The organism is Photobacterium leiognathi (assembly GCF_030685535.1).
Classification (GTDB): Bacteria; Pseudomonadota; Gammaproteobacteria; order Enterobacterales; family Vibrionaceae; genus Photobacterium; species Photobacterium leiognathi.
In genome coordinates this window covers 2620729-2633107 of record NZ_CP131601.1, presented here as the reverse complement: position 1 = coordinate 2633107, position 12379 = coordinate 2620729, and the positions used below count along the sequence as shown (strand labels likewise).

General features: G+C 30.1%; 10 protein-coding genes. 5 read left to right on the top strand and 5 right to left on the bottom strand.

From position 1 onward, the window contains the following. Window positions 1–61: 61 nt before the first annotated feature. The gene (gene sodC, locus Q7674_RS18955) at window positions 62–577 is read right to left on the bottom strand and encodes a superoxide dismutase family protein (protein WP_045066352.1); all 516 of its coding nucleotides are present in this window, start codon (window positions 575–577) and stop codon (window positions 62–64) included. A 164-nt stretch (window positions 578–741) separates the two neighbouring features. Between sodC and Q7674_RS18950 the strand changes: the two genes are divergently transcribed. Beyond that, window positions 742–996, top strand: coding sequence for a hypothetical protein (locus Q7674_RS18950; protein WP_045066353.1), 255 nt, complete (start codon window positions 742–744; stop codon window positions 994–996). A gap of 221 nt (window positions 997–1217) precedes the next feature. Here the strand turns inward: Q7674_RS18950 and Q7674_RS18945 are convergent, their stop codons facing one another. Beyond that, the gene (locus Q7674_RS18945; RefSeq protein ID WP_305423107.1) at window positions 1218–2204 is read right to left on the bottom strand and encodes a hypothetical protein; all 987 of its coding nucleotides are present in this window, start codon (window positions 2202–2204) and stop codon (window positions 1218–1220) included. Window positions 2205–2422: 218 nt separating this feature from the next. On the opposite strand from Q7674_RS18945, the gene Q7674_RS18940 reads away from it, so the two are divergent. Further along, window positions 2423–2689 carry a hypothetical protein gene (locus Q7674_RS18940; RefSeq protein ID WP_045066357.1) on the top strand — a complete coding sequence of 89 codons (267 nt, stop codon included), beginning with the start codon at window positions 2423–2425 and terminating at the stop codon, window positions 2687–2689. A 13-nt stretch (window positions 2690–2702) separates the two neighbouring features. Here the strand turns inward: Q7674_RS18940 and Q7674_RS18935 are convergent, their stop codons facing one another. The 3 genes from Q7674_RS18935 to Q7674_RS18925 are packed head-to-tail and all read right to left on the bottom strand — an operon-like array spanning window position 2703 to window position 6389. Next, window positions 2703–3395: a fimbrial chaperone gene (locus tag Q7674_RS18935; RefSeq protein WP_045066361.1), complete on the bottom strand. Its 693-nt coding sequence runs from the start codon at window positions 3393–3395 to the stop codon at window positions 2703–2705. An 11-nt stretch (window positions 3396–3406) separates the two neighbouring features. Then, complete coding sequence (gene pefC / locus Q7674_RS18930; protein ID WP_052679919.1) at window positions 3407–5800, bottom strand: PefC/AfrB family outer membrane usher protein; 2394 nt, start codon at window positions 5798–5800, stop codon at window positions 3407–3409. A gap of 49 nt (window positions 5801–5849) precedes the next feature. Next, window positions 5850–6389: a fimbrial protein gene (locus Q7674_RS18925; protein ID WP_052679920.1), complete on the bottom strand. Its 540-nt coding sequence runs from the start codon at window positions 6387–6389 to the stop codon at window positions 5850–5852. 557 nt (window positions 6390–6946) lie between these two features. Between Q7674_RS18925 and Q7674_RS18920 the strand changes: the two genes are divergently transcribed. From Q7674_RS18920 to Q7674_RS18910, 3 genes are all read left to right on the top strand, one after another. Next, window positions 6947–7537 carry a hypothetical protein gene (locus Q7674_RS18920; protein ID WP_045066363.1) on the top strand — a complete coding sequence of 197 codons (591 nt, stop codon included), beginning with the start codon at window positions 6947–6949 and terminating at the stop codon, window positions 7535–7537. A gap of 64 nt (window positions 7538–7601) precedes the next feature. Then, entirely contained in the window at window positions 7602–7844 is a 243-nt protein-coding gene (locus Q7674_RS18915; protein WP_155395163.1) for a helix-turn-helix domain-containing protein, read from the top strand. A 170-nt stretch (window positions 7845–8014) separates the two neighbouring features. Then, window positions 8015–11911: a M66 family metalloprotease gene (locus Q7674_RS18910; RefSeq protein ID WP_305423103.1), complete on the top strand. Its 3897-nt coding sequence runs from the start codon at window positions 8015–8017 to the stop codon at window positions 11909–11911. Window positions 11912–12379 lie beyond the last annotated feature (468 nt).

Sequence of the window (12379 nt, the reverse complement as noted above, 5' to 3'; positions counted from 1 at the left end):
AATAATGAACTTTTATAAATAATTCTTATTAAGAGAAAAATAAAAAAAGTTCATTATTAAATTATTTAATAACACCACAAGCTTCACGAGGGCCACCGCCACCTAACGGTTTGGGTGAATCAGAATAATTGTCACCGTTTTGGTGAATCATTATAGCATGACCTTTCAATTCATCTAATGTTAATCGCTGAGCAATAACTGGCATATTAGCTATACCATCATTATTAACATAAAGAGCAGGTAAATCACCTCTGTGATTATCGCGACCCCATGGAAAACCATGCTTGTGAGTATTAAATGGGTCATAGTGACCACCTGCAGCACCACCTAAAATAACGTTCCCATTTTTTTCAATTGCTTGGCAGCTTCCATTTTGATGGATATGAAAACCATGAATACCTGGTTTTAAATCTTTAAGGTGAGGTGTAAAGATCAAACCATAAACATTTTCTTTGACATTTACATATCCAATAGATTTCCCTGTTTTTAAATCTTTAATATTTATATCTAATTGATCGGCAAATGTTTGACAGCTGGTTAAAAGGCTTAAACATAATAAAATTTTTGATATTTTCATTATTTTCTCTCATTTGTTTTTTATTAGAATACAATCATATTTGAGCCATTAATATAAAAAAAACAGTAAATAAAAGCATATATTATGTAATTTTCATTTTGAAATATTTTTTAATTTATCATTGTAATATATATATTCATATGTTTAATATGGATATATAGTATATGAACATTTTAGAATTTGCTGAAAATGAAAAAAAGAAAAAATTATATAACTACTTTTTAAGTAAAAAAAATAAGGAAATTAATAAATTTAAGATTCAAGTGATTAAAAAAAAGTTAAAAATGAAAAGAAAGGAAATTATAGAATCAATAGTAAGTGAGTGTAATGTTAATGATAAGATTCTTGAGTATTACTCGTTGTTAGAGCAATTTGATTATATATATGAAATAATTTTAAATGATAAAAAAAATAGTTAAATAAATGCCCTTAAAATTAAGGGCATTTGATTATTTTAGTACAAAAAACGTCAAATATTCTGATAGTAAGATACCAAATAAAAAACCAGATAAAATAACATACAAAAAAGTCAAAATAATAAGAAATATTGACTTTTGAATGTATTTGTTTACTATTAGATGTCCTCCGGATAAAATTATAATTACAATCATCAATATTAAAAAAAACATGTTTAAAATTATCATTTATAAGTAAACATTAAATTTAATGATGCATTATGATTTCCATATAATTTATCATTATTTTTAAATGGTGTGATATTGATTTCATAGTTATCCACATTGGAAGATAAAGTTTGATTATTTGTCAATGGGTTGTTATTTTTATCTGTAAGTCTAAATCCAATAGATTTATCATTTGAAAAAATCATTCCATTGTTTAAATTCTGTATCTTCATATCAACATTATTTATATAAATATTATCACAACTTGATTGTAAATTTAATTGTTTAATTATTCTCCCCGTTGATAGCTCAGAGTCAGTAATGGTACCAAAGTCAATTTTATTTGAGTCAAATGTAACATTACATACTTGGGGAAGAAGATTAATATTAACATTAAATGTTATCGGAGGAGATGTTATTACTGAACCATTTCCTGAAAATTTTAAAACACCATTTATAGTTTTATTAAAAACATAAGGCTTAAATTGATCTTGTAATGGTATATCTCCTATTTTTATTGGGATTGCATTTATGGCTAAAACTTTAGCATATGTTTCTGGAATATTATAACTAATAGGTATGGATGCATCAGCTGCATATTGACTATTAAAACTTCTTATAAAAACAACAAACCCTATAGCTATTTGATTATTTAATTTATATAATTTAATACTTGGTGTTGTTATATTAAATTGATTTAATGGTTGCGTTAAATAACCATCAAAGTTCCAAATCGAAGTATCACCATAGTAAGCTAACCCATTTGTTAAACCTGATGTTTCTGTTTTTACAATACGAAGTGGTAAATTTTCTAAATGTGAAGAAACGCCTAAAGCTGTATACGAACCTGCACTCCAAAAACCAATATTCTGATTAAAATTATTTACTGTATTTAATCCTGGAAATGCTTCAATTGTAGGATTAGAACTTGCCCATTTAATGGGTTGGAAAGCATAACTATAGAAAGGAAAAGCTAAAAGTATTATTAATATTTTTAATTTCATAATATTATGTGTATATAAGTGATAAATTAATTGCACTCTGATAAGCACCTGCTTTTGTTCCTAAAACATTAATCTTTAATGGGAATAATACGTTTCCATTAACTGTGCTTAATGTACCTTTATAATTATTAATTACACTATCTCCATTATATAATGTTAGAGTTATGTTTGAATTAGATGTTTTGAATTTACCTGCTCCTAAAAAACTATAATTTAATATGGAATTAAAATTATATTCTATATTATTTACATTATTACAGTTTGAAAATTCAATAGGTATATCAATCTTTTTATTATTATTAATTCCTACTGTCCCTAAATCAATTAAAGTTGGTATACCTAAACCATTATTAATAGTACATGTAGCTTTAACAATATTTATTGTTATTGGTATGGTTGCATTATTTATTATACCTGATTCATTAGTATTAAAACTAATAGGAGAGGCAAATGAATTTGAACTAATTATAATTAAAAAAAATTAGAATTTTTTCTATTTTAATTTATCTCGTATTGGTTAGTTGCACCATAATCATCAATTGCATCAATTTTGATTTTTGATTTTGAATTTAAGTTGATACTTGTCAGTTTCACTTTAGTTTTTGGTGCGAAAATAGCAAGTTTATTACTAACTTTATTTTTTAAAGAGATTGTTTTTTCATTAACAATAATTTTTGTTATTGCAAAGTAATAAGGTGTAGGGTTTTCTAAATAATAATTCCCATTATCGTTGATAAGTTTTATTCTTTTCTCTGCATTTAATCTTTTTATTGATAGGTTATCAGGTCGATAAATGAGTTTAACCTTAGTATTGATTGCAACAACAATTATATTACTTTTTTTATCTTTACTTTTGGGAGGTATTTCTTGCACATTCAACCAAAAAATAGATTCTCTATCTTTTGGTAATGCTTCAGATGTTTTCATTATTCTAATTATTTGATTATCATTTCCATCAACCTTGAAAAATGAAGGTATTGCAATAAAGCTAACACTATTATCTGATTCATTTATATTGTCGACCCAAACTTGTCCACCATATGTTTCTTTTGATTCGTTACTTATTGTTATTGATATGTTTTTATCATTTTCATTATAGATATACCTAGTTCCATTTAAGATAAATGCAGCAAATGATGGGTAAGATATAAAAACACTCATAAATAATAGAGCAAAAATAGTTTTTTTCATTAATAAATCTCTTATTTCAACTTGATGTTTTTTACTTTTTCTATACCTGGGTTAATATTTTTTAGGTCAATATTAAATACGTCCTTATTTATCTTAAGTTTAAGGTTATTATTTTTACCAAATAAACTAATAAGAACTACACCATTATTTGCTACAACACCTACAGTTAAATCTTTATCCGTAGTTATTTCAGTCCCCATTGGTATTGGTTCACCATTCTTAGATAAAATGCGTAATAAATATCTTGAAACTTTTATATAATTATAATCTCTAACAATTATAGCTTTATTGGTTGGAGTGATACTATAATTGGTATTTAATAGTTCAATATCCTCTGGGATATTATTAGTGTCAATAGCTATATTGTTTTTTTGATAACTACTCAAAGGTATAATAGTATTACCATTGTCATTTGTCTTTGATGAATTATTAAATCTAATACCTTTCATATCTTTTATATGGGCAATAGCAATAGTGTTTTGTTGTTCGTTAGAAAAAACAAGTCCTGTTTTTTTCGTTCCAGCAACAGTACCTGATGCACTAGTTGCAATAGTTGTACTATTGTTACTTTGAGACACTGAAAAATTCGTTTGTACATTATTAAATTTAACACTAGTATAAATAGATGCAGTATTTTGATTCTTAGCAACATTTAAGTTAGCTGTGGTTGATAAATTATCATTCATAATTAATGATGTACCATTGTTAAATGATGTTCCACTATTTGAATTGTAATTTACGCTACTGTTAAGAACTTGGTTTTTTTCAAATAAATTAAATGGAATATTTACATTTAATGAAGAGTTATACTCATAATTTTTATCTCTTGTTTTAGAATATGAGTTATTGAAACCAATAGAAACACCTTTGACTGTACCTGATAGTGATAAATTCACACCGATATCATTACCACCATTACGATAATCTTGTCTCCAACCTGACATATTTAAATATGATGAACCTAAATTTTGATTTAGCTGTATTTCGTAACGACTACTTTTATTTTCATTTATATCAACAATATTTTTAGCATTAAAATCACTAAAATCAGTGTAACCTTTACCTGTGTATCGATAAGAAAGTAATTGTAAATTTGTGTTTTCACCGAAATCTTTAGCATATTTTAAAGTTGCACTAACCCCTGTTTGATCTCCATCAATTGATTGATCATAGTGACTTAAAGCCATATTTATACTAGCTGAAATAGCACCTAAATTATTAATTGGTATAGATAATCCTGAACCAATACTCTGATATTTAGGATGTATAATAGTTGCTATATTTGCAGTGCCAAAATTAAAGCCATAATCTAATGAAGCTAAACCAAAAATACCGTCATTGTTAATGCTATTACTTCTAATACCTGTTGCAAAGTTATAATTAAAATCCCCAGTTCTCAGCAATGTTGGTAATGTTGTTACGGGATAAGTTGTACTTGATTTATTACCATTATTTTCTTCAACATTAACAGTAAGATCACCATTTGAGACAGGTGCTAAATCTGTAATAGAATAAGGGCCAGCAGGAAGATTTTTTGAATATAAAATATACTCCCCTTGTTTAATTGTAACCAAAGCATTTGAATTTAATACACCATTAATAACAGGAGCATATCCTCTGTTTAGCCATGGTTGCATTGATGCATTAGAACGTAGAGATGCACCATAAAATGAAAAATCAGAAATAATGGCTGATTGAGTTATACTTTTACCAATAATAAAATCACCATGAACTGATTTTATAGCTTTAGATAAAGTAAGATCTGGACTTTCTATCCCTTCATTACTAAGAGCACTAACTTTTGTATTAAAAACCCATTCTCCGTAATTAGCGTTAAGATCAAAATTACCGTATAAACTACTAATATCTGATGTTGATTTGTTGAAACTTTTATTTGCATTTAGTGCATAGTTCAACCGAAATCCAGTGGAACCATAATCCCACTTTTCTAAATGAGAATTATTTAACATATAATATTGAGGTATGTTTATTTTTAATTCTTGCTTATTATAGTTAAATTGTACGGTTGAACCTTTATTTAATGATAAATTATAACAACCTTTGTTTTTATCATAAGATTTTTTTATTTTACTAAAATTTATTGGCAGATCTAATGACGTTATCCAATCTGAAGATAAACATAGATTTTGAATTTCATCTTTTGTAATTGTTAAACTTTTCTTACCTATTCTTTTGTTATTAAAAATTATATCTAGTAAATAATTCCCAGGAACATTGCCTGGTGATTTTTTTAATACCTCAGGAATTTGAGTGTTTTTACCTTGAATAAAAGAAAAATCTAACTCAGTTTCGGCTTTAACATTACCATAGAATAAAGAGGCAAAAATCAATGAAAAAGAATAGGTGATTTTATTTAACTTAAGTGATCTGTTTTTTTTATTCATCTGATTTATATTAAAGGCCTCTAATGAGGCCTTTTGTACCTAATTATAATTATTTATAAGAAACTGCAAATTTTACTGCTGAAACTACTGTACCAGCTGTTGCTGCTGCACCAGTTTTAACTAATTGACCTTTAAAAGGTAAAGCTCCATCTGTTACATCGGCGGCTAAATAATTAACAGTAGTGCGTAAAGCTGAAAAAGGTTTACTATCTTTATCCATTAATTTAATAGCTGTATTTGTTGCAGTACCTGTATTTTGTAAGCCATTAGAGTCCCATGTACCTGATGCTGGAATCCAAGAAATATCTACTGATTTTCCAGCTTCAACAGTACAAGCAGTACCATCTGCTTGTTTACCTACTAGTGAAAAATCAACAATAGAAGTTGAACCTGCATTTACATTTGCTACGGTTTCAGCACCTAAATCAATAGTAGTAGTTTGTGCACCATTTTGTTCACCAATAAAATCACAAGTTGTATCGGAAACAGAACCAATAAAATTAATTGTACCTGTGTTTGCGTCTGCCATTGCTGAAGTTGAAATACAAGCACCTAATACTAAAGCTAAAGCAGTGATTTTTTTATTCATTTTTTATCCATTATGATTTTCAATAAATTAAATTTTTTAAAAGAAATTTAATGATATTTCTTCGTGTTATTTCTTATTTCTTATTTATTATAAGAGGATTTTTAAATCCTTTTTTATTTAACTTGAGAAAATGAACATTGTCTAATTAAAAGTTTTGAAGTGGGTGTTATTTGTTTTTTTTTACGTGTTTTTTCTTTTTTTGGTTATTAAGCAATACTTATTGAGCTTTAATCTATATTGATACTGTGTCTCGTTTGGATTTTATTCAGAAATGGTATCGTTATTGGTAACATAATTTTCAATTATGTTTTTAAATAAAGTTAAACTTTTAAGTTTACTTTTTTTTTGTTAGTGATAAATTGATAATAATAAAAAACAAACAAGATAAATCTAAAATTGCGTAAATAACAATAAAAATATAGACAAAAATAATAAGTATAATTAGATTCAAAACTAATACAAATAAGTAGCAAAATAAAGCTATTACTCTTAAGTCATCTTTAAATCGAGAATTATTTTTTAATTCATGAAGTTATTATCGTGTAAGGTTAATTATTATGTTAAGTACTTTAGCCAATAACATGTTTTATCAACATTATCTTTTAACAGAAAATGCTTTCTTTTATTCATCAGATAAATGGAATAGTAATCAAAATTTTAGCTATAAATATGAATCTAATATAGTAAATAATTATTCATATACAACTATGAGCTCATTATCTTTTACTGAAGGTTATAAAGTAATAACTTTGTCAGGAGATTCTCATAAATTGTTTCCTAATGATTACTATATGATTATTGCTTCTTATAGTTCCATCTCATGGAATAGTAATTCGAGTGAAGGGAAATTATCATATGGTGGTGCTATTTTAATTAACCCAACATCTGAATTATCATTGAAGTTTTCTGACGAAAAAGAAAAATATTTAATTTTAATTCCTAAGATTTTTTTTAATAAAAATGTCTATATGATTAATGATGTGGTAGTTATTGATAATCCTGTTATTGTAGATATCGCTTTGAACATATCAGTTAGTGATGAAGACTTAGAATATAAGATTAATGCGATAATCAACTTAATGAAAATTAAATCGTTGAAAAAGAAGGTCGAAACTCGTTCAGAATATGAGTTAAAAAAAGATTTATGAATTTATTGAAAAAAATATCATGAATAATAGTTTGAACTTGGATTTACTGTCTAATCAACTATTTATGTCTAAAAGTAAAATCCAGAAAATTTTTCATGATAATGGTAAAAAATACAATGAAGTAGTAAAAGTCTTACGAGTTAATTTACTAGCTGAAAAGATAAAAAATAATGTTAGCAAAACAATAATAGAGTTATGTTATGAAAGTGGTTTTAATTCTAGAACTAATGCCGACATTCAATTTAAGCAAGTAAAAAACTTAACAATTAAAGAGTATAAAAATAAACTTAAAAATAAAGCTGAGTAACTCGGTTTAAATAAATATCAAAGAGGAGGCTAATCTTACCTTGTTTTTTATTATATCTATTTATTTGATAAGTACTTGATTATTATATAGTTAATCAAAATTAATAAAATATCCAATAATAAAGCTATTTTGTTGGACATATTCATTTGCTTGATTGTTAAGAGAATTTTATGGCACTAAAAAAAACACTATTAGCTTCAATAATATTAATAAATATTTCTGGTTGCCATGATAATACTGAATCTAATATAACAAATTTAAAACCTGATATTTCTGATTCTAGTACTGATAACAAAAAACCTATTATTGACGTTACGCCGTCAAAACCTATTTTTGGTTCATTGGGTATTGTAACGGGCATGACAGGACAGCCTGTACGTGGTCAAATTAAGGCGTCCGCCAATAAAGGTGCCGTAATAACTTACTCGATTTCAAATAACCCAAGTTGGTTAACGATTGATCCTAATACGGGTGAGTTATCAGGTACGCCACATCAAAACGACAACGGTGATTACACGATCACGGTAACGGCAACTAACGGTAAACAAACCAATAGTATTCAAGTTAGCGTTGTCATTGGTGATAGTAACCACGCACCAACTATCTTGCCTGTAACTACTCAGAATGTTGTAGTTAATACGCCATTTACTGTTGCTGTATCGGCTAACGATAAAGACAATAACCGTTTAACTTATCGTCTTATTAACGCGCCTGTTTGGGCAAAAATAGATGCTGTAACAGGTATTATTACGGGTAAGCCAACGGTTGTTGGCAAGCATGCTTTGAAAATTGAAGTCTCTGATGGTAAAGCTAAAGCCTTTACATCTGTGATGATTAACACAGTAGTCAACCCAACTCCTGTTGTTACTATTGCAGGTAAGATGACTGCACGTACGCGCCAACCTTTCGTTGCACAAATTTCAGCGAAAGATCCCAACGGTAAGCCATTGCATTTCACACTATCAGGACAGCCAAGTTGGATGCAGATTAACCCTCAAACAGGTGTTATATCTGGTACGCCAGGTCGTGATGATAACGGTGATTTTACGTTCACGATAACGGCATCAAATGGTCAACAACAGGTAACATCGACCGCTCAGATCGTTGTTGAGGATGTGAATAAAGCCCCAACGTGGACGCCTTTTGCACTTCAAACCATGACGGCTGGTAATACGATGGATATTACAGCGACAGCAAGTGATGAAGATAATGATCCGCTGACTTACAGCCTTTCAAATGCTCCAGCATGGTTAATGATTGATAGTAAAACAGGTGTGATCACTGCAACGCCTGATATCGAGCTGGTGGGAGATTTTACCGCAACCGTGACAGCCAGTGATGGTAAGCTTTCTTCTGATACCACACTGAAAATCCATGTTAATAAAGGGCTGTTTGAGATCACAACCCATGTGAATGGCATTGGTACGATCAGCCCTGAAAAAATGACGGTTGATGCTGGTGATAATGGTGAATTTACCATTAAGTTTGACTCGAAAAACAAGCTAAAAAGTATTACAGGTTGTGATGGTTCACTGGTTGAAAATAAATACCTTGTGAGTGATGTGTATGCCGATTGCCAGATCCAAGTTAACTATGAAGATGTAGGTTCTATTCCGCCTCTTGCTTTTAATACCAATAATTACCCAAGCGATCTTGATGGTAACTTAGAAGCAACCGTGTTGTTTGCACAGAACCATGTGATCCCATCAGAAAACCATAAAGCAGATATTGTGCATCTGCATAATGTGAATGGTAGTGAGATCACTCATACACCAGCGGAGTCGACTCAGCATCTTATTGGTGAACGTAGTGCTTTAGTGATGTTTAAAGCAAAAGATGCTGATTTTGATGAAACCTTACCGGTGAAAGTGGAAGGTTATGACGCTAATGGTTCGAAGCTCGGTACATTAGTATTGGAGCGCCCATATAAGATCCCGCCTATTTCGGGGGTCAACACTGAAGTGGATTTAACCAAGGTTGATTTCAATCTTGATCCTTCAAAGCTAACTGCAATTGATACAGCAAAAGTTGCTAGTGAAGGTGAAAAAGGCAATACAGAATATTTAGACCAACAACTTATTGAAAGTAAAGACGGTGTGTTTCTGCATTCGACCCGGTGGTTGCGTTTGCATAAACTATATCTTGATTTTAATCCAAAGTTTGATGGTAAATATCTGATTTTAAAAGCAGATAGCCCATATACAACCGATGTGCGATATGCCAATAGTGTCTCCAAAGGTGAGCGTAATGCATATATGGGGATCAATATTGGTCAGACGGTTGTGTTTTATAACGTCGGTGGTCAGTGGTTTACTGCTGGAGATTTAGCTATCTCTAAAGTGACCTATGGACATGGTTACTGGACGGCAAAAATTCCAGCATCATGGATGCATTACGGTTTACGTTTGGATTTTTCTCATGATGGTAAGACGGGAACACTAGATAACATCAACGTGGGTGCGCCAACGGTGTTGTATATGAACACGATTGATATTGGTATGCTGACGCAGCGACAAGATACAATGGAGTTTGCCAAAGATCTTGAACTGCCACGAGAATATTATCAAACATTACCTATTAGTCGTCTTGTTGTCAGTCGCTATCAAGGCATCACCTTCGATGAAATCATGATGCCAAATGGTCAGCTTTATAAGGATTACTCACCAGGTATTGGTGGTTGGCAAGAAGGTGATATGCGTAGTGATATTGCTAAATCACTGATTTCAATTGGTATTGATAGTGCTAACTTTGGTTTCAATGCTTCTGATGGTCCTGGTCAAGATGCTCATTCAAATCTTGCGCTAATGTTAACGGCACATACATCGATTGGTCGTTATCTTTATAAAAGGGAAGGTGACAAAATCGTTGAAGGACCATGGAATCAAGATCATGGTGGCTCTGGCGGTGGTGGTATTGTTACCTTAACTGATACTATCGGTAATGAAATGAGCCACGAAGCGGGGCATGGTATCGAACTGAGTCATAGTGAAGGCTATGACATGAGTATACACCATCCTGCAGATCAACAAGATTCGACATGGGGATGGGATAGCGATAAAAATGTATTTATTCCTAACTTCTATAAGAACCCGTCGAATCAGCCATCGTGTATCGGTGATCCGAAGAAAAACCCAGCAGAAGTGAAGATTTGTGTTCAGCCATGGCATGGTTTCCAGTTTGGTACTGATGCTATGTACGGTGGTGAAGGCAGTATGTATCCTGATAATCGTTATACCATGTATACCCCATTCTCAAGCACAAAGATGCAGCGAGTAATGGAAGATCGTATGGTATTTTCTGAGGATTCACCGACTGGCTATTTAAAGTGGAATAATATGACTCATCAAATGGAACCATTCAGTTACAGCAATGCAGTCGATTATTTTTTCAAAATTGATCAAAATGACTTGAATAAGGTTAAAGATCCTATTTCATATATTGCAAAAATGTTTGAAACTCATAAGTCAATTGCTGTTGTTTCTAAACAAAATGATTATTTAACCGATTCTACGATGCCTGAAGCTAAAGATGTTCCAGCTGGAAGTGAATTAATGATTAATCATGAATCAGGATATGAGCTATTCTTCTATGTAAATGGTCAAATGGTTGCTAGTCCAGATAGGTATGTTTATCACTCTGATGGTATAAAATGGGTGCGCGATATGACAAAGACTTTTGCCAAAAAACCAGAAAAATTTGGTGTGCCAGTGACAACATTAGTAGGGTATTACGATCCGGAAGAAAAGCTAACAAGCTATATATATCCGGCATTGCATGGCTCCCGAGGTTATACCTATGCAGATGATAGCGAATATATTCAGTCGAATAGTTGTCATTTGGATGTTGAATTAGAAAGTGGTCAAATGAAGCAATTTTTGTTGCCCGGTCAACGTTTATCCGAAAAATTCATGAATAAGTTTCATGTTAATGTTGCAGAGTCTGATAACCCTGTTAATGCAACGGTAGTGTGTGATGATAAAATATTATCAACCAAACCAGTTTCAAAACCAAATACGATTTTAATTCCATCTGTTAATGGTTATCCATTAACTAATATAATTAGTTAAGTATTTTTTAATATTGATACCTTTATATAATTTTTTATGTAAAGGTATTATAACTGAATAATAATTTCTATTTGGTTTAATGTTGAAATGATTGGTTTATTAATCTTACTATTAATAAAATTAGCTTTATTGTGATATGAAAAATAAATATTCAGTTGAAAGCTGGTTTGTTTTTAGGTTGAAAGTTACTAAGAATATATTTGGGTACATATCCTTAGAAGCTATTGTTAATAGTCAACTAAAACATAAAAGCTATAATACTCTTAAATTGAAAAGAATAAATTCCATTCAAAAAATTAAAAAAAAAGTTAATCCTATACCTGAACCATTTAAAATAAACAATATCAATAAATAGTAATCTTTAATACCATGTTTTTTGCTTAATAAATATAATAATAAATCTATAATTAACACTATAAAGTTAATGTTTAGATTGTGTAATTAATCTGGGTTTATTAAATAAGGTCT

Bases quoted from the DNA above. Each gene is read 5' to 3' on its own strand.
- sodC (WP_045066352.1), bottom strand. From the start codon at position 577: ATGAAAATATCAAAAATTTTATTATGTTTAAGCCTTTTAACCAGCTGT.
- Q7674_RS18950 (WP_045066353.1), top strand. From the start codon at position 742: ATGAACATTTTAGAATTTGCTGAAAATGAAAAAAAGAAAAAATTATAT.
- Q7674_RS18945 (WP_305423107.1), bottom strand. From the start codon at position 2,204: ATGAAATTAAAAATATTAATAATACTTTTAGCTTTTCCTTTCTATAGT.
- Q7674_RS18940 (WP_045066357.1), top strand. From the start codon at position 2,423: ATGGAATTAAAATTATATTCTATATTATTTACATTATTACAGTTTGAA.
- Q7674_RS18935 (WP_045066361.1), bottom strand. From the start codon at position 3,395: ATGAAAAAAACTATTTTTGCTCTATTATTTATGAGTGTTTTTATATCT.
- pefC (WP_052679919.1), bottom strand. From the start codon at position 5,800: ATGAATAAAAAAAACAGATCACTTAAGTTAAATAAAATCACCTATTCT.
- Q7674_RS18925 (WP_052679920.1), bottom strand. From the start codon at position 6,389: ATGAATAAAAAAATCACTGCTTTAGCTTTAGTATTAGGTGCTTGTATT.
- Q7674_RS18920 (WP_045066363.1), top strand. From the start codon at position 6,947: ATGTTAAGTACTTTAGCCAATAACATGTTTTATCAACATTATCTTTTA.
- Q7674_RS18915 (WP_155395163.1), top strand. From the start codon at position 7,602: ATGTCTAAAAGTAAAATCCAGAAAATTTTTCATGATAATGGTAAAAAA.
- Q7674_RS18910 (WP_305423103.1), top strand. From the start codon at position 8,015: ATGGCACTAAAAAAAACACTATTAGCTTCAATAATATTAATAAATATT.